The sequence below is a fragment of the Paenibacillus sp. FSL H7-0442 genome (genome assembly GCF_038593105.1).
Taxonomy (GTDB): Bacteria; Bacillota; Bacilli; order Paenibacillales; family Paenibacillaceae; genus Paenibacillus; species Paenibacillus polymyxa_D.
Window position 1 is genome coordinate 2,219,845 of sequence record NZ_CP151963.1, and the last position, 16,532, is coordinate 2,236,376.

15 protein-coding genes are annotated in these 16,532 nt (G+C 43.9%); 11 read left to right on the top strand and 4 right to left on the bottom strand.

All coding sequences use genetic code 11. From position 1 onward, the window contains the following. Window positions 1-6: 6 nt before the first annotated feature. The 8 genes from MHH57_RS10205 to MHH57_RS10240 all read left to right on the top strand — a co-directional run bounded on the left by MHH57_RS10205 (window position 7) and on the right by MHH57_RS10240 (window position 7,407). Window positions 7-849: a hypothetical protein gene (locus MHH57_RS10205; protein WP_029517063.1), complete on the top strand. Its 843-nt coding sequence runs from the start codon at window positions 7-9 to the stop codon at window positions 847-849. A 5-nt stretch (window positions 850-854) separates the two neighbouring features. Beyond that, entirely contained in the window at window positions 855-1,391 is a 537-nt protein-coding gene (locus tag MHH57_RS10210; RefSeq protein ID WP_029517064.1) for a WXG100 family type VII secretion target, read from the top strand. A gap of 247 nt (window positions 1,392-1,638) precedes the next feature. Then, window positions 1,639-1,914 carry a WXG100 family type VII secretion target gene (locus tag MHH57_RS10215; RefSeq protein ID WP_013309990.1) on the top strand — a complete coding sequence of 92 codons (276 nt, stop codon included), beginning with the start codon at window positions 1,639-1,641 and terminating at the stop codon, window positions 1,912-1,914. A gap of 201 nt (window positions 1,915-2,115) precedes the next feature. Continuing rightward, window positions 2,116-4,161: a hypothetical protein gene (locus MHH57_RS10220; RefSeq protein ID WP_342435057.1), complete on the top strand. Its 2,046-nt coding sequence runs from the start codon at window positions 2,116-2,118 to the stop codon at window positions 4,159-4,161. An 84-nt stretch (window positions 4,162-4,245) separates the two neighbouring features. Beyond that, complete coding sequence (locus MHH57_RS10225) at window positions 4,246-4,998, top strand: vWA domain-containing protein (RefSeq protein WP_013309992.1); 753 nt, start codon at window positions 4,246-4,248, stop codon at window positions 4,996-4,998. Window positions 4,999-5,010: 12 nt separating this feature from the next. After that, window positions 5,011-5,847: a hypothetical protein gene (locus MHH57_RS10230; RefSeq protein ID WP_069011423.1), complete on the top strand. Its 837-nt coding sequence runs from the start codon at window positions 5,011-5,013 to the stop codon at window positions 5,845-5,847. A gap of 265 nt (window positions 5,848-6,112) precedes the next feature. Further along, window positions 6,113-6,922, top strand: a complete 810-nt coding sequence (locus tag MHH57_RS10235) for an SDR family NAD(P)-dependent oxidoreductase (RefSeq protein WP_023988269.1) — start codon at window positions 6,113-6,115, stop codon at window positions 6,920-6,922. A 326-nt stretch (window positions 6,923-7,248) separates the two neighbouring features. Beyond that, entirely contained in the window at window positions 7,249-7,407 is a 159-nt protein-coding gene (locus MHH57_RS10240) for a hypothetical protein (protein ID WP_161626997.1), read from the top strand. A gap of 261 nt (window positions 7,408-7,668) precedes the next feature. Here MHH57_RS10240 and MHH57_RS10245 read toward each other — a convergent pair whose 3' ends face one another. Beyond that, entirely contained in the window at window positions 7,669-8,505 is an 837-nt protein-coding gene (locus MHH57_RS10245; RefSeq protein WP_342435058.1) for a copper amine oxidase N-terminal domain-containing protein, read from the bottom strand. 1,295 nt (window positions 8,506-9,800) lie between these two features. Continuing rightward, on the bottom strand, window positions 9,801-10,775 hold the full coding sequence (locus tag MHH57_RS10250; RefSeq protein ID WP_342435059.1) for a stalk domain-containing protein: 975 nt from the start codon (window positions 10,773-10,775) through the stop codon (window positions 9,801-9,803). Between the two features lie 823 nt (window positions 10,776-11,598). On the opposite strand from MHH57_RS10250, the gene MHH57_RS10255 reads away from it, so the two are divergent. Then, the gene (locus tag MHH57_RS10255; RefSeq protein ID WP_069011427.1) at window positions 11,599-12,369 is read left to right on the top strand and encodes an SDR family oxidoreductase; all 771 of its coding nucleotides are present in this window, start codon (window positions 11,599-11,601) and stop codon (window positions 12,367-12,369) included. Window positions 12,370-12,505: 136 nt separating this feature from the next. Here the strand turns inward: MHH57_RS10255 and MHH57_RS10260 are convergent, their stop codons facing one another. Further along, a complete protein-coding gene (locus MHH57_RS10260; protein ID WP_342435060.1) occupies window positions 12,506-13,714 on the bottom strand; it encodes a helix-turn-helix domain-containing protein in 1,209 nt (402 codons plus the stop codon). Between the two features lie 611 nt (window positions 13,715-14,325). On the opposite strand from MHH57_RS10260, the gene MHH57_RS10265 reads away from it, so the two are divergent. Then, on the top strand, window positions 14,326-14,901 hold the full coding sequence (locus MHH57_RS10265; RefSeq protein ID WP_341039267.1) for a sigma-70 family RNA polymerase sigma factor: 576 nt from the start codon (window positions 14,326-14,328) through the stop codon (window positions 14,899-14,901). Beyond that, complete coding sequence (locus tag MHH57_RS10270) at window positions 14,891-15,961, top strand: hypothetical protein (RefSeq protein WP_342435061.1); 1,071 nt, start codon at window positions 14,891-14,893, stop codon at window positions 15,959-15,961. The genes MHH57_RS10265 and MHH57_RS10270 overlap by 11 nt, the downstream gene beginning before the upstream one ends. A gap of 150 nt (window positions 15,962-16,111) precedes the next feature. On the opposite strand, the gene MHH57_RS10275 is transcribed toward MHH57_RS10270, so the two are convergent. Continuing rightward, on the bottom strand, window positions 16,112-16,375 hold the full coding sequence (locus MHH57_RS10275) for a hypothetical protein (RefSeq protein ID WP_029517073.1): 264 nt from the start codon (window positions 16,373-16,375) through the stop codon (window positions 16,112-16,114). Between the last annotated feature and the right edge of the window lie 157 nt (window positions 16,376-16,532).

Genomic DNA, 16,532 nt, shown 5'->3' on the forward strand with positions numbered 1-16,532 from the left:
CTCATAATGTTAACGTTTCAAGCTTCCAAGCAGAAGTTAATAACCCTCAAGGCGAAGGAACTGTTTTTTCTGGCAGGCGTATTGGGTTCTGACCGACTGCTTGGGGTGGAAGATCCGTTTAAGGGCTATCTAGCAGAGGAGTTGGCGGAAGAGTGGGAGCAAGTAAAAGCTACTCTTTTGGAAAAGGGTTATCTAAAGCGGGTAGATAAGGGCAAAGAGCTAGCAATGCCTCCTACTGTTTTTTCAAGAGTCGCTATCGCGGGATTATCCAACAGGGCTTGCCGTATACGCTATGTGCGGGGAGGTAAGCAATTTGAAGGCTATCTCCATTGCACGAACGAGCGTGTAGTGGAACTCGTGAAATCCGCTGATGAACCCGATGAGTATCGATTGTACGATCTGGGTAATGTGGAAAAGGCTTGCGAGACATTGATTGATAAAATGGGTTGGGTAGATCGACTTGTGCCTGAATCCCCCGCACTAATGTTCTCCAAGCAGGCGTTTAATAAAATTTACGAGCAATCGGCAGGGGAAAGTGTGTCTTTGATCAGCAGTAAACTGACCGAGGCTAGCGGAGATGCAGAGGGGTCTGCAAGACTGGCTCAGTCTTTGAGTTCCCGTGTAGCTGAGGGAGAACTGCAATTGCTGGTTTGGAACGGCAGGGAGTGGGAATCACAACGGGCAGCCTTTGTCCTGTGTCCTGCAATGAACTGGATATTTCGGATGAGCTCTAGTGGTAACGGGGACTGGCTGATTGCAGCTATGGCTTCAAGAGATCAGTTTGTGGATTTATTATTAAATTGGTTGAAACAGTCGGCAGTGAATGAAGAAGTGACAGAAGAAGGGTGATGGATATGCGCATTCGAGTTGAACCGGATGTGCTTCGGGGGCTTAGCGGGCAGCTACAGCATGCGGCGGAGCAAATTCAACAGTTAACAGCAGGTTTGGAGCAGGCGTTACAATCGCTGGATTGGGATGTATCTGCACGCGAGGCGATCTTGAATCATTGGATGCAGGCCAAGCGGATGTCAGAACAGATCCATGCTTACCTCCATACATCAGGTACACAACTGAACCGAAAGGCAGAGCAGTTTCAGTCTGTTGACCACAACTATCAAACGATACTGTCATTTGCCAGCCAACCATTGGGACGACCCGTCACGATGCTCGATTGGTCGAATCAGCAATCACCGTCTATTCTGCCTGGGCAAGCTTCGGAAGGAAGCAGCCTGATTTCTAACCCGCAGTCTGTCGTACATGCCATTTCTGGTGTACAGTCTTCGGATGTAGAAACGTTGCATCAGGATATTCTGATGCAGGCGTCTTCTAGCAGTCCGCAGGATTGGTATTTTACTGATCCGTCTACAGTAAGAGATCAGCCTGTCGCTTAGTTGGGATCGCGTTCCGGGACAATCTGGATCGATTGCAAAATTACTTGAGCTCGTTCCACAATTCCCGGCTTTATGGGACTTATTAGGTGTTTTTTTGTTAATATTATACTGTTAGGTGCTGTTTTATAGTTAAAAAGTGGGATTGTTACAATTAGGTCCTTTGCCTTTTGTAGGGAATTAAATAGCCATAGTACAATTTGAACCAGATAAACAAAAACATTATTTATCATCAAGGAGGACTCAAAAAATGGCAGGACGCATTTTAATTACCCCAGAACAGGTTGATCAGGTGGCTAACCAATTTAAACAAAGTGGTGAGCAAAGCCAGCAGATCGTTTCCAGTTTGACACAGTCCATCTCAGGTATGGAAGGTCAATGGGAAGGTATGACTAAACAACGCTTCTTCCAAGAGTTTCAGGAAGCTAGCAAACAAATGCAAGCTTTCGTAACGACTTTGAACAGCATCAGTCAAGAATTGACAGCTATCGCTAACAAATTCCGCACGGTTGACCAAACGAAATAAGTTGTCTTGCCTGATAGGCATTAACTTATCATATACCACTCTATTAAGAAGCAATATGTGAGCCATTCCTCACGGTTTGGCACAGGATGTTCAGGAAAAACCGGGCGATCTTCGGATACCCGGTTTTCTTGCCATCCATAGATGTATATAATAAGGTGAGGAAAACTAGCATACTGAATGATGTAAGGAGAGGGATGTTTCATGTCTTTTCAACCGAATCCGGGAGACGAATTGATCATAAACGGCACAGCTTATGTGGTTGGACGACATCCCGCTGCACCCGGTTTAGCCTATGCTCAAGCAGGGCGTCAGGGAATTGTATACCAGCTAAATGCCAAAAACGGAGCGCCACATGAGGCAAAAGCCCTTAAGGTGTTTTTTCCGAAGTTCCGCATCCCGGCTATGGTTTATCAATCTGAGCATATGGAAGCATACGGGGATATTCCCGGTTTGCAGGTATGCAAGCGTGATGTGCTCACTCCAGAAAGAAACGGAAGTCTGATTGCCGAGCAGCCTGATTTGCTGTATGCGGTACTGATGCCATGGGTTCACGGTATGACATGGTTCGATTGTCTCACAGATCAGCGTCAGCTTGAGGCTTCCGATAGTCTGGCTTTAGCCAGAGCATTGGCAGGGATCAGTTCAGCTATGGAGCAAAAAGGATTGGCGCACTGTGATTTATCGGCGCCGAATGTGATGCTTCCGTTTTTTTCTGAAGTGGAACTGCCTGAAGGCACGTCAGCTGTGGAATTGGTGGACGTGGAACAAATGTATAGTACTAAAATGGATCGTCCAGACGCTCTATTGGCAGGTTCGCCAGGGTATGCCGCCCATCGTACCGTCCACAGCGGGTTGTGGAGTGCGTATGCAGACCGTTTTGCAGGGGCAATCATTATAGGAGAAATGTTAGGCTGGTCTGACCGTGTAGTAGTCGACAAAGCGTGGGGCGAAAGTTATTTTGATCAGCATGAAATGCAGACGCCTTGCGAACGTTATTTTATTTTACGAAAATCGCTGGAATCTCGTTGGGGCAGCAAGGTGGTAGAATTGTTCAGCCGTGCTTGGGATAGTCAGGATTTAAGCAGTTGCCCTACTTTTGGCGAATGGCTGGTTGTACTTAATGCGGTTACTGAGCAGGAAATTTCAGTTGAGGCTATAGAACCGGAACCTGCTGCGACAGAAACAATAGAATCGGCAGCGGTGGGTGGCCTTTCCAGTGAAGCTGCATCCTCTTTGTCAGCGCCTGCACCGCTCAAGACTGAACAGGCTGCACTGCTAAATCAGGCCGCCCTGGAGCAAGGAGAGCGTGGGGTAACGGACAAGCTGTTCCGACAGGCACGTGATTTGGAGCAGCAAAACAAACCTGCTGCAGCGCTGGAAGTATACCGGTCGTTGTATCATTTTGTAGAAGACGGCAGTCCTTTGCATGTGGAGGTGTCAGCTGCGATCACAGGACTAGAGGAGCAGTTGAATCCCATGACGCCAGAGCAACCTGAAAAAACAAAAGCCTGGTATCGCTCCAAAGCGTTTATCGTGACAACTGCGGCCGCAGTCGTTCTATTGGCAGCTGGAATCCCAGCCGTGAATATTCTTGCAGATCAGTCCAATCAGCGGCAAATCGAGGCAGCCAAGCAGGAAGAGGCAGCGAAGGCTGCAAAGGCGGCCGAGGAAAAGCTGGCAGCCGAGCAGAAAGCGGCTCAAAAATTGCTGACGGAGAAACAACGACAGGAAGCGGAACAGCAGACCAAACAACAGGCACTTGCTGCTCAAAAGCAACAGGAAGAGCAGAAGAAACAGCAAGCCCTTATCGCTCAACAGGTTAAATATGAAGCTTATCTCGCTCAAAAGGAACAAAATAAGCAGGCGGCTGCCAAGTTGGCGAAGCAAAAAGCGTATGATCAACAGGCAAAGTATGAAAAATACTTGGCTTTGAAAAAAGAGCAGGAAGCTCGTGCCGCCCAGGAAGAGGCAGCTCGTAAGGCAGCAGCCGAGGCGGAACAAAAGCAAAAAGAGTCCATGCATGCACGAAACAAGGAGAACGTTCTTCAGCTTATTTCCCTGTACAACAAGGCGTATGCCTCTCAGGAAGGTGGCAGCGCTGCGAAGGCAAAGAGCTTTGCGAAGCGTTTTAGATCACTATATGATAGTAATCCTTCTTATTATCGTTCGGTAGGTGAAGTAGGATATCGGGCCTCCTCTATTTATAATTTTTTAGGAGATACGAATTTTAGACTGCCTAAAATTTAATATTTCATATGTTTATATATAGGCGGAATGATAGATACGAAACAGATGGAGATAGAAGGTAACTGAGGGGAGCATGTACAAACCATGAATTATACAATACAGGCTTCACAACGCACTCCCGCCCTGATCATTTACCTGATTGACATCAGCGCGTCGATGAACATGCTGATGGAGGGGCGGCGGCGTATTGACGTTGTATATGAAGCTATATCGTTGGCGATCCGGCAGATGGTTTTTCGATCAACCAAAGGAAATCGGCTGACAGCGCGCTATCGGATTGCGATTTTGGCTTATAGTGACGACGTGTATGACCTGCTGAATGGTGTCAAGGGAATTGATGAAATCGCGGCCATTGGTTCGTTGCCCGATTTGACGCCCAAACGGTTTTCAGATTCAGCAAAGGCCTTCTTGCAAGCTGAGCGTATTTTGCAAGCGGAATTACCAGGGATGCAGGACTGTCCTGCACCTTTGGTCTGTCATATGACAGATGGAGTTTCCACAGGTGATGATCCCGAACCGATTGCGAAGCGTATTATGAGCATGAGCGTACCGGACGGTAATGTACTGGTGGAAAATATATTTTTATCCGACAGGTTGCTGGAAACGCCTATTCAGGACCCCCGTCGCTGGAAAGGTCTGACACATAATACGCCGTTGCAGGATGAACATGCTGTGAAATTGCGTGATATGTCTTCTGTGCTGCCTGAAAGCTATCGGGAAATGCTATTTGAGGCAGATTATCAGTTAGGTGAAGGAGCCATTATGATGCTGCCCGGAACCTGTGCGGAGCTGGTGTCCATTGGGTTTCAAATGTCGGCCGCAACGCCTGTACGGTAAGGAGGTAAAAGCATGAATCCACCGCTGTCCCTGCTCCCCGCGAGCAAAAAAAAGGGAATGAATGCAAGGCTGACTCAGCAATTTGCTTACATAAGCTCTCAGACAGGCGATCAGCCTTTATCATCTCATCACAGTCGTTTTATGTGTCGTTATGGCTATGGAAGGTCTGCCGAATCTGCCAGTATGGGAGAAAGCGGACAGGATTTCGCCGCAGTACGTATTCATAAATCCGTCTGTTGTTTTGTCTTGTGTGATGGTGTCGGGCTCAGTTACCGAGGAGATTTTGCGGCCCGCTATCTGGGTTCTTCTTTACTGGATTGGATGGAACGGGGACAAGATCTGTCTGCTGATCAATTGAGAGTGTACCTTGAACGTTTGGCAGGTACAGCGGCAGAGGAACTGGATCGGCAGCCTTTGGATCACGAATCAGGCCTAATGCGTTCGGTATTGGAAGATAAACGTCGTCAAGGTAGCCAGTCCATGTATATTTGCGGTAAAATCGAACTGCCGAAGCGTGGCAGCCGTGGCCGTCTCCGACTTGCCTGGCAAGGGGATTCACGTTTGCGACTATGGAACGGTGCCGAAGAAATCAGCGAGCTGTTCGATCATACCTTCTCTACAGCGGAGCGTTGGTCCACAAGTCGTGGGCCGATTGGAGGGAAGCCTCATTGGTATGAAAGAAGCATATCCGCAGATATGCCGATGAGATTACAGGTATATACGGACGGTTTATCCGATTTGGACCCCATTCGCGAGCCTGTCCCTGATGAGCAGATACAGGTATTGCTGGATGCATCCCACACCGGGGGACTTGATGATGATGCTGCATTTATTGAGCTGCAGTGGTAAATGAATAAGCAAAAGGACGTTATACAACCATGGATATGGATGTATACGTCCTTTTTTTGATGAATACATAGAACATTACGATTCGTTAAGATATTTATAGAATGTAACGAGGAGGAGAAGGAAAGACGCGCTAATGCGCGTAATATTCGTACTTTTCTTAAATATCGCAAAGGAATAGCAAAAAATGCGCAAAAATGGTGATTATAAAGTATATCCTTTTGGGTAATCTTGTGATTATACAGATTACTGAAAGGGAGCGATACATATGAGCTACACATATGCAGGAGGCGCACGCTTTGAAGGAAAAACGGCTCTGATCACGGGGGCTGGTTCTGGCATTGGCAAGGCAACGGCCATTCAAATGGCTAGAGAAGGAGCGAATGTCGCTCTTTTTGACGTAAGTAATGAGCGTATTTTGGAGACAGAAAGAGAAATTAATGCTATACGTGAAGGGTCAGCGCGGGCATTTGACGTGGACATTGCCGATCCGGTGCGTGTGGAAAAAGCAGTTCTGGAAGCGGTTGAATTATTTGGCGGTCTGCATATCATTTTTGCTAATGCGGGGATTAACGGAGTCGTCGGACCGATCGAGGATCTGAGCATTGAGGATTGGCGGCAAACATTGTCCACGAATCTGGACGGTACCTTCCTGACGGTGAAGTATACAATTCCACATTTGAAAAAGAACGGTGGCGGCAGCATTATTATTACCAGTTCCATTAATGGAAATCAGCGCTTTACCAGCTTTGGGATGTCAGCCTACAGCACATCGAAGGCGGGTCAAACTGGTTTTGCTAAAATGGCTGCACTGGAGCTGGCTAAGTTTCGTATTCGTGTCAATGTCATCTATCCGGGTGCCATTTCGACGAATATTGATGAAACCACGGAGAAGTCGGAAGGGTTAAAGCAAATTACCATCCCCGTCAAGTTTCCTGAAGGAGGGCAACCGTTGGCAGATGGACCGGGTCAACCCGAGCAGGTAGCTGATTTGGTAACATTTTTGGCCTCAGATCATTCGCGTCACATTACTGGCGCACAAATTGTCATTGACGGGGCAGAGTCGTTATTGTTTTAGAAATAGAGCATTGTCTGGGACAGAGAAATGTTTTGTGGTATCCTGAGTGTATGTCTTGGTTACGGTGCAAATGTGAAGCTCACATAAAAACCCTGGATCTTTCGCACCTCGAAATTTGTCGAAATGGTTTTAAATTAGCTTTCTTCGTTAGAAGTCAATAGTCGATTCAAGCTTTTTTGGCATCGTTTTTTTCGGAAATGCATGGAATTGATATCATTAGGGTATTAATTCCTTCATTTTCGCTGTCGTCGCACTCTATATGAGTGCGTGGATTGAAATTGACCCGGCATATCAGGCTGCTTTGCGCGAGGCACGTCGCACTCTATATGAGTGCGTGGATTGCGAATTTGTTGGCTGGTAAAAGGTTTGGTTTAGAACAAGTCGTGGTTCAGTACAGTCAGCATTTTTATTTTATAAACGAAGATTTGCACGAGGAGGATTATATGAATAAAAATGATGATCGTCATGATAACACCCCAGAATAAAGAAGGCAGTCGAAAATATAGACATACTCTTGATAAACTTTCTAATACATAAATAATCAGTCAAGTAAAACGCCGTTCGGAACGGAGAAAGCAATCACTATTTATCAAGTTTGTCCCTAATTGACAATGGAGTAGGTTGGGGTATTTTTATGAACGTAAGGAATTTGAAACTCACAAATCTAATATTTAATAGTAAAGCTGATCCTTTCTAGGATCAGCTTTACTATTGACCCATTCCACTCTACAAGTAAAAGTACTTTTTTACTTGTGAGTCTTTAGCGTTCTGCCCTTAAAGAGAATATACGACAGTTCATGTTTGATAATTTTATTATTCTCTATTGTTTTCACATAATCTATGTCATCTTCGCGAGTTACAATTTCATCCTTATCTATACTGGGCCTTTTACGATTTCTATTTTCCCCGGCCGTGCTATTGTCAGAAAAAATAAAAGTGGTATTTAAATCTTCAATGCCCTCACTAATCTTTTTCCCTGTCATATTCTTAGCTGTAATGGCCAGATGAATTTTTTCTCCCATGGTCAATTTGTACGATAACAACTGGAATGCATTTTCATTATCCACTTGTTCTCTAAAATGATCCAAATCTTCTACATTCTCCATCATAGGTGTCTTCATTAATTCTTTCCCAGAGAGAGAATACAGTTTATTTTGCTGATCCCATTCCTGGTGTATGTCTAAGTACTTAGTAAGAACCCCCAAAGGGACAAACATCGCATTTTTATAAAGCACAGGAACGGTATCCATTATGGACGTGTTCGAGTCGGTAATAATCTCGTTGGAGTTCATTTTAAACTCAACCTTGTGTGTTCCAAACTTAATTGTGGCCGTATTAGAAGTTGGGTTAAACGTAGTCTGTCCTCCCAATAAATCATTAATGGACCTCAAAGGCACCATATAGCGATTATTCTGATCAATATAAGGTGCCTTAGGAGCTGTGAACAAGACATAGTAATTGTTAATCTTCAAAAATGGAGAACTTGGAGCTATACTCTGAGCTGACATTTTTCCTGTATAGGGTTGAGAAAAGCAAAGAAACAATGCGCCTATAAGAATGACTCTGAACAACATCTTTCCCATAAAATATCCTCCTTAAAAGAGAGAGGCTACCACAGCCCCTCACGGAATTTCAATCTAAAAATATATTATCTGTTTCCTCTCCTCCATGCACGTAATCCACTTCAACTTTACTCCGTGGCATAGAATAATAATCATAGGTTTGACTGTTTCGCCAAGGGTTATGATCTTCAGAATCTTTACCAATATAGGATGTAGCTCAACGAACTCTTCTGATGTAAGAACTAACGTTATAGTCTTGTCGATCTTGTAGTCAGAAGGGACATAAAATTTCATTTGTACTTCTTGATCAGGCTCAAAGCGTGGCTTAAAAGTATAAGGCTCTTTTACACCTTCAATGAGCATGAAAGGAGCCCAGTCATTATATTCTGTACTATGCTGTAAACCAACATCAACCGCCAGCCTGGAAGAAATAAGGGACGTTATTGATCTCTATTTCATTGACCCTAGTGGAGTACAACCTAAGCAGAAAGTCATCTCTATCCTGCGGTAGCATCTCGCAGAGGCTGACCAGAAGATCGGTGGGTTACAGCAATTCCGCGCTGATTTACAGGCCAACATCGAACGCTTCGAGCGCTGGTTCGAGGAAAGAGAGTAGCATTAATTTTTTCCTAGTTGCTCAGGGCGCACAGCTGGCGTCCCGGCCGGTTGAGACAGTAATGAGCAGGGGAATTGTTGCAACCATTTTATGAGATGATGCATCTGTCGAAAGCGTCGTCATGAACGAAGGCTTCTTAGAGAAGCTTGGAACAGGTGGTGTTCACATCTCGATGACAAGTGGACTCGCCCGTTCCTATGTCAAGTCTATTGTCGACCTTTTGAGCATTGAGCAGAGACAAGACTAACATCAAAATCCGGTGCGCGTTCATGAGATGATACCCGCTTTTATTAAGCAATTCCAGTCTACAGATGTTAAGAAATTCATAGTACGGGGACAACCTGTTCGAAACCTGAGAAAAGACTAAGCTAACGGAGAACGTTAGTTTAACTTCGAAGAGGCTGCGCCACACGGTAGCCCCAACTTATTTTTTATCCGAAAAAATCATGCTAAACGCCAAGACTCACTGGTCTATTCAGTTAATTCTCCGATGCTCCTGACGGATGTGTCGGAGGATAAGAACATATTACGTATCGGGTTCGCGGATTTCGCGGATTTTTGTTTTTTTCGTGATACATGTTCTTTCCCAAGACATGTATCGGTATCCGAAAAGGACAAGAACTTATAATCTTATCCCATCCCTTTTTGCCTACCGGCGCCTCCTGATAGAAGCAATAGACTTGAACATCCGTTGAGGCTGTTAATTTTGCGGGATGGGAACGACCTCCTTGCGCACCTCGTCCGGCTGCGTCACGGTTAGCTTTCCAGACGAGTCGGTCACGGAACCGCCGACTGTATGCTCGAAGCCGATCCGGGTGACCTTCCCGTCCAGTCCGATCAGGCCGCTTTCCTCCGTGCTGGAATCTCCGGCAATGCCTCTGCTGTAGAATACCAGCGGCTTGTCGATTTTCGGCGTCCGACCCGTACGGTCCTTCAGCTTTTCCTCCAGCAGCAGTTGAAAGCTATCTCCAATGCTTCCGTCAAAATGGGCCTGCCATGTCGCGACAAGGAAATCGTCCTTGTATTCGTAATAGGTCGCCGTCTCGTTGCCCTCGATGGTGAAGAAGCGGAGTGCCTCTCCTTCGGGAAAGAGGAAGGCGGTGCTGTAGTCCTCGGATTCGTGGAGCGTCCGCAGTGGCGTATGCTCGTAATGGGTTCCAGAGAACATCGCTTCCATGGCCAGATTCCTGCTTGCGGCCAGATCGCCGGTATAGAGCGCGTCCCGCTGCTTATCGGAGAGTGGCGACTCGATGGCGACAGTGTTGTTTTTCCATTCCACCTTGTAGCCGTACTGCTCGGAGACGAAGCGCAGAGGCACATAGACGCGATTATGGACGGCCTTCGCTGGCACGTCGAGCGAAATCGGACCCGACGAGGACGAGTTATTCCCAAACGTCTCGGTCGCGGCCGTCTTCTTCCCGACGGTCAGCTTAATCGTCTGCGACCATTTTCGGACGACCACGGTGTCCGTTTTCGCATCCCAATCGACGGCGGCGCCCAGTGCTTCGGAGACAGCTCGGATCGGCACGAGCACCAGTCCCTGATCGTAGATGGGGGGACTGTCGGTCGCGATCGGCTTGCTCCTCACCGTAATGCCAATATCCACGGTGGCGAACGCGGTTGTACCGACGGATAATGCACCGATGACGGCGAATGTGCATAGAAGCTTTTTCATAGTATCCACTCCTGTTCTCATGATGGCAACGTTCTTTCCGAATGCATACCAGCAATCTCTATTTGTATGTTAGACGCGGGTGGACTTGAAAAAGTTTCCATCCATAGATTGGCTGACCACAGACTCATGGATCAGCTGCCTTGTTGCGCTAAACATTCCTGTAGAGCTTAAGATTCTTCTCTATACAAAAAAGACCACTTCAAGGTTGAAGTGGTCTGGTGTTCTGATCCCATTTACTCTGCAAGTGACTCAATCAATTTTGGAAAAGAGCCTCCAGCTCCTTTAGTAATTTTTCAGTTCTAAAATTGGTTGCGGCCATGTCCATTACACTCCAACAGATTTATATACAAAATTATAGCCAACTTAATATTTGGTGCTGATAGTGTGTACATACAATAAAGTTGTGTACTAAATTCCATAATTTTAAATTTATTCATTAGAAAAAATAGTACTCATCCTGCGTTACTCCACAAATGCGCCCGATTGTGGTATAAGGGATGACTCTAGGTATTGCATTTACATCGTTAAGCACAAAAATAAGATTTTAAAAACAGGAGTATTATTGATTGTTTCCAAACTGGATTTTACTTTTCCATTACGAATTGCACTTTCAATTGTCTTACGTAACCCTGATAAAATAAATTAAATATTTTGAAATAACAAAAAGTAAACATCCTATAAATCCTTATAAAAATCTTTAAAAATGCATATTTTACACTAAAAAATTTGCTTAAAATGAAACCGTACTACAAATCTTTGTTATTGACTAACAGGCTACTTCATCGATTTTAAAGCAATTGTTAGCAAAGAAGGAGAAGACATTATGAACAAAATAGTTGGAAAAGTTGCTGTTATTACTGGGGCAGGTGGCGGATTAGGTAAATATATTGCACTTCGTTTTGCAGAAGAAGGTGCTAAATTGGCATTATGTGATATCAATGCAGAAGGGCTTAACGAAACTACTGAATTATGTAAAAGCAAAGGTGCAGATGTATTTGCAAAAGCATTTGATGCTACTGATCTTAAAGAGTCAACAGCATTTATTTCCGATACGGTTGCACAATATCAAACTGTAGATATTTTAGTAAATTTAGCGATGGCGATTGAGCCACCTCATTCGTTCTTAGATCATACGCGGGAGACTCTAGAACGAAGCTACCAGACGGGTCTTGTTACAACATGGGACTTTATGAAACTTTGCTATCCATACCTGAAAGAAAATGGTGGTAAAATCATTAACTTTGGCTCTGGAAGTGGGAATGAAGGACAAGAAGGCTATGCAGCATATGCAGCGATTAAAGAAGCAATTCGTGGTCTTTCGAGAGTAGCTGCGCGTGAATGGGGACCTGACAATATTAATGTAAATGTCGTAAACCCAGGTGCCATTACAGATGCGATTCAAGCATATTTAGACCAAATGCCTGAAGGTCAACGAGATCCACTTTATTTAGGTTTCTCACAAACTGCTATAAGAAGATTTGGCACGCCTTACGAGGATATTGCACCTGTCGTACTGTTTTTAGCGAGTGAAGACTCTAGACACATTACGGGACAAACAATCAATGTAGATGGCGGTGTCATTATTAACGCTTAATACCTTAAATGAAATAGATGGTGCATATTGCGATCTATGCTATTAATAGGTATGGGTTAATGGAGAGATAGACGCATCTAATAAGAAAAAACTGCTAATCTGCAATGGATTAGCAGTTTTTTTCGTGAACAATCAATTAATGATTGAGTGTATTTTTTCGGTACTGATTTGGTGTTACACCCGTAAATTTTTTAAATAGGCTTGAAAAGTGGCTTTGGTTATTGAAATGAAGCAACATACAAATGTCGGCTACAGAATAGTCCGTTTGGATCAATAATTTTTGTGCTTCTTTTATTTTTTCTTCTTGGATATATTTTCCGATAGGTTTGTTTGTTTCTTTTTTAAAGAGCTGCGATAAATAAACTGGATTTAAATGGACGAGGTCTGCTAAATCCTTTATCGAAATTTGTTCAAATATATGATTGAATATATAGTTTTTACAAGTATTCACAGCCTTAGAATGTGCACTTTCCCTATTTTCATTCATACGGTCAACTAATGAAAATAATAAGTTATCACCAATTAATAAAACTTTTTGTAGGTCAAACGTTTCTTCAACTTTTTGAATGCTAATATCGCTCATTGTATAGGCAATTTCAGGATAAAGACCGCCTTCAATAGCTGCCCTCGTCGCAAGTGCAATATAAATGATGATTTGATTTTTAATGTTACGAAGGTGGCTTTTTTTCGAAAGTTGACTCAATCCCTCCATTTCAATTGATTCTAAATGCTGTAACAGCTTTTCCTTCTTGCCTTCTTTCACATATTGCCATATTTTCTGCTCAGTTTTATGGTCTAAATGAAAAGACGTTTCCAGACGAAGATGCCGTATTGCTTGTTCAATATGAGTGGGTTCAATTTCGTTAAAATTCATTAATTGAGATCTCACTATTTCTTCATCCATAGGCTCTTGGTAGATTAAAAAATACGTGAGTGAACAAAGCGATACAATTTGTTTTTGGTTTAACAGCTCTAATTGACTGTAATAATGGCATAACTCTTGCTGATAACTAGAGGATATTTGATGATCATGCATAATACCATTTACGGTGTTCTCGGTAACCTCAAAGGAAGTGAAAGGTCCGATTATTATCGTTTCTGTGGAAGATGAATGAAATACAATGAGCGTTTCTAGATAGTTTGTTATTCTAATCAAAGGAACGTTTTGTTGATCGCCAGGTTGAATGAGCCTGTTTATAAATGTTTCTATTGAATCAAAAAGAGGATGTCTTAGCTGTTTTCCACTTCTAGTAATACGATGACTTTTATTCTTGAAAATAAAAAGAGAAATATTGTATGTGTCATAGATCAATTGAGAGATATATTCTAAGTTTTGTTTCACCATTATTGCCACTCCTAAATTGATTAAGTAACCTGTCAGTCAATAACTAAGATTTATAGTATAACCTCATTATTGCTATAGACCATGAGTTTCTATGATTGACGTTGAAGTACCCATAACATCGATCACTTTTTCTTTTGGAGATCCTAGAGTAAAAAAAAATGGTGTTTTCTTCTGTAACCCTCTACGGACAATAAAGTAGAGTTCTTGGTCTCACAAAATCATCATTTTCATTCGAGCATATACAATAATATTGAGTTTTGAATTAATTATCAATTACCCTTATTGCTCTAAAAGAGTTCTTATGATGTAACCTACCGTCGGGTCTCTTTAATTTTGAGAACACAACTTTATTGTATTTTTTTCAGTTAGAACTCAACTTTATTGTTCAGAACTCATCTTTATTGGGTTTGATCAGATAGCTCCTGCAAAGGCCTAATTCCTTGAGCTCACCGTGCAGTCTGACGGAAGAACAACATGTCTTCCACGCTTTCATGCCGCTGCTCGCCTTCTTACAATCCATAGGCTCCCAACCGAAAACATAAAAAACCGAACCTTTTTTCCATCGAGCGACAATATAGGGTGTAAGCTGCTTACTCAGGAGGGCCCTCTGAATGCAAAGTGAATCTATGTACCACGTGCTCACAAAAATGATCGAAGGAGATCAGCAGGCGTTTCATACGTTGTATGATGCCACCTACAAGGATGTCTACCGGACCGTCTCTTTTCTGGTGGACCATCCGCAGGATCGCGAAGATATTATGAATGAGATCTACATGCAAATGTGGACCTCGCTTCCCAACTACGATCCGAATCGTCCTTTCCACTTCTGGCTGCACGGCTTGGTCATCCGACAAGTGCAAAGATTCCGGGTGAAAAGCTGGAGGAGATTCCGAATTTTCGAACGCATCCGTGTCTTTTCTCGGGAAGAGTATCATTGGGATCAGCCCACGTTGAGGATGGATGGGACAGACCCCGAGATATCGAGGGCCATGCACAAGCTGACCGATAAACAGCGAACGGTGATCATCCTCCGCTTTTATCACGATTATACGCTGGAGGAGATTGCGACATTACTCGATATTCCGCTGGGTACAGTCAAGTCCAGATATCATGCCGGCCTGCAGTCGCTTCGAAAACAATTGGGAAATCTCCCGTTGGAAAGGATGGAAAAGAACAATGCCTATTGAAAGTCAAATCAGCGAGTACCTGCACCAAGAGGCAGAGACCATGGAATGTCCCCCGGCTGTTTCCAAACGAATCGAACAATCCTATTCTCAATACGTACAACGGCAAAGGAGCAAAAAAACGATGAAAAAACGATTGATCGGCGGCATTGTTGCTGCAGTAATTATGATTCCAACCGCGGCATTCGCGGCCCCTCCCCTGATTGAAATGATTACGAGGACACCGATGACAGCCCAACAAGTCAAGATGGATGCGGTTGGCCAAGCAGCGCTTGAAAAGTTGTATCGCTCTTATCCGGAAACCAAGTCGTTTGAAATTATCGACGCCAGCCAGATTGGAGGAGACCCCACGAATACAAGTCAGGGGAAAGCCATTCAAACAAGCATCGTGCTGCAGGAAAAGGGAGCTCACGGCAAAAAGGTCCGACTTGATTTGAACGGTATCACGGGTGAAATCGAACAAGTGAACCAAGAGAATTGGGAGCCTCAGGAGAAGCCGGTCATCTCCTTAACCGATCAAGAAATCAAATCGAAAGTAGATGACCTCATTAACAAACTGTACGGCAGCTCCAGTAAGTACGAATGTAACATGGAGCCGATGCAGAACCCGGACCAAAAAACATTTATATTGAACTACACCGAAAAGGGATCAACAACGCCGTTTTATCAGGCATTCGTTCAAGGGAATACGATCAGCGTTTCTCTGATCGGAGGCGGCCCTGCTCCATCCGTGGAAGGCTTTTTCATGACTAAAGGCAAGCCTGACTATACTGCGGATGCCTTTTTAAACGATGAAGAGCTCTTTTCTTTACTTCACATGAGTCCAGCAGACTTGAAACAAGAATTGGCAAAGGGGGCATCTGTCGTCGAGATCGCAGCATCTAAAAAGATTTCCAAACAACAAGTCATGGACATAATCGCAAGTACGCAGGCAAAAAAACAAATCCAAGCCGATCCGCATGGTGGAGCTACTGATGACGATCGTACGCTGGAAATATTGAAACGGATTCTGGAACCCAAAGTATTGAAAGTGATTGAACACAAAACGGAAACGCCTTGGTAGGAATAAAATACAGGCGCCAGAAATGGCGCCTGTATTTTATTTTTTAGATATTCTTACATTGCATTCGAAATGCAATAATGGCTTCTTTACAGTCAAAAAATAGGGCATGGGTTGGTTGTTTATGGTCATCATTGATACAGAAGGGAAAGTTCATTTTGAGTCAATTTGAAGACGAAGAAATGCCGGCAGAATAGGCAAAAATCCGACTGCCGAGTGATTGGGACAACGTGCTGAAGCTTTTGGAGAAGTAAACGTCCATGAGCCGCCGAAGGATAAGCCCGAATAAGGCCGTTTTTCGGAAATGGACATAGAAAAGCGGGGATCAGCCAGTTGGCCAAATCTTTGCTTTTTTGCATTGTTCCACGGAAGGCTATTCGACACTGAAGGCTGTGGTACGAAGATCAAAAAGCCCATGTAAATTCCTCCCTGAAAAAAATATACGAGATTATAATTGTTGAAAAATCAAGTTGTCATGGGGAAGGTGAATCTTCCTAAATTACGCATTTAACAAAAAAAAGTGCTATATACTCAATTCCGGAATATTCGCTATTGATTAATTGAATACGTTGGA

Bases quoted from the DNA above. Each gene is read 5' to 3' on its own strand.
- MHH57_RS10205 (WP_029517063.1), top strand. From the start codon at position 7: ATGTTAACGTTTCAAGCTTCCAAGCAGAAGTTAATAACCCTCAAGGCG.
- MHH57_RS10230 (WP_069011423.1), top strand. From the start codon at position 5,011: ATGAATCCACCGCTGTCCCTGCTCCCCGCGAGCAAAAAAAAGGGAATG.
- MHH57_RS10270 (WP_342435061.1), top strand. From the start codon at position 14,891: ATGCCTATTGAAAGTCAAATCAGCGAGTACCTGCACCAAGAGGCAGAG.
- MHH57_RS10225 (WP_013309992.1), top strand. From the start codon at position 4,246: ATGAATTATACAATACAGGCTTCACAACGCACTCCCGCCCTGATCATT.
- MHH57_RS10235 (WP_023988269.1), top strand. From the start codon at position 6,113: ATGAGCTACACATATGCAGGAGGCGCACGCTTTGAAGGAAAAACGGCT.
- MHH57_RS10245 (WP_342435058.1), bottom strand. From the start codon at position 8,505: ATGGGAAAGATGTTGTTCAGAGTCATTCTTATAGGCGCATTGTTTCTT.
- MHH57_RS10240 (WP_161626997.1), top strand. From the start codon at position 7,249: ATGAGTGCGTGGATTGCGAATTTGTTGGCTGGTAAAAGGTTTGGTTTA.
- MHH57_RS10275 (WP_029517073.1), bottom strand. From the start codon at position 16,375: ATGGGCTTTTTGATCTTCGTACCACAGCCTTCAGTGTCGAATAGCCTT.
- MHH57_RS10210 (WP_029517064.1), top strand. From the start codon at position 855: ATGCGCATTCGAGTTGAACCGGATGTGCTTCGGGGGCTTAGCGGGCAG.
- MHH57_RS10215 (WP_013309990.1), top strand. From the start codon at position 1,639: ATGGCAGGACGCATTTTAATTACCCCAGAACAGGTTGATCAGGTGGCT.
- MHH57_RS10265 (WP_341039267.1), top strand. From the start codon at position 14,326: ATGCAAAGTGAATCTATGTACCACGTGCTCACAAAAATGATCGAAGGA.
- MHH57_RS10255 (WP_069011427.1), top strand. From the start codon at position 11,599: ATGAACAAAATAGTTGGAAAAGTTGCTGTTATTACTGGGGCAGGTGGC.
- MHH57_RS10220 (WP_342435057.1), top strand. From the start codon at position 2,116: ATGTCTTTTCAACCGAATCCGGGAGACGAATTGATCATAAACGGCACA.
- MHH57_RS10250 (WP_342435059.1), bottom strand. From the start codon at position 10,775: ATGAAAAAGCTTCTATGCACATTCGCCGTCATCGGTGCATTATCCGTC.
- MHH57_RS10260 (WP_342435060.1), bottom strand. From the start codon at position 13,714: ATGGTGAAACAAAACTTAGAATATATCTCTCAATTGATCTATGACACA.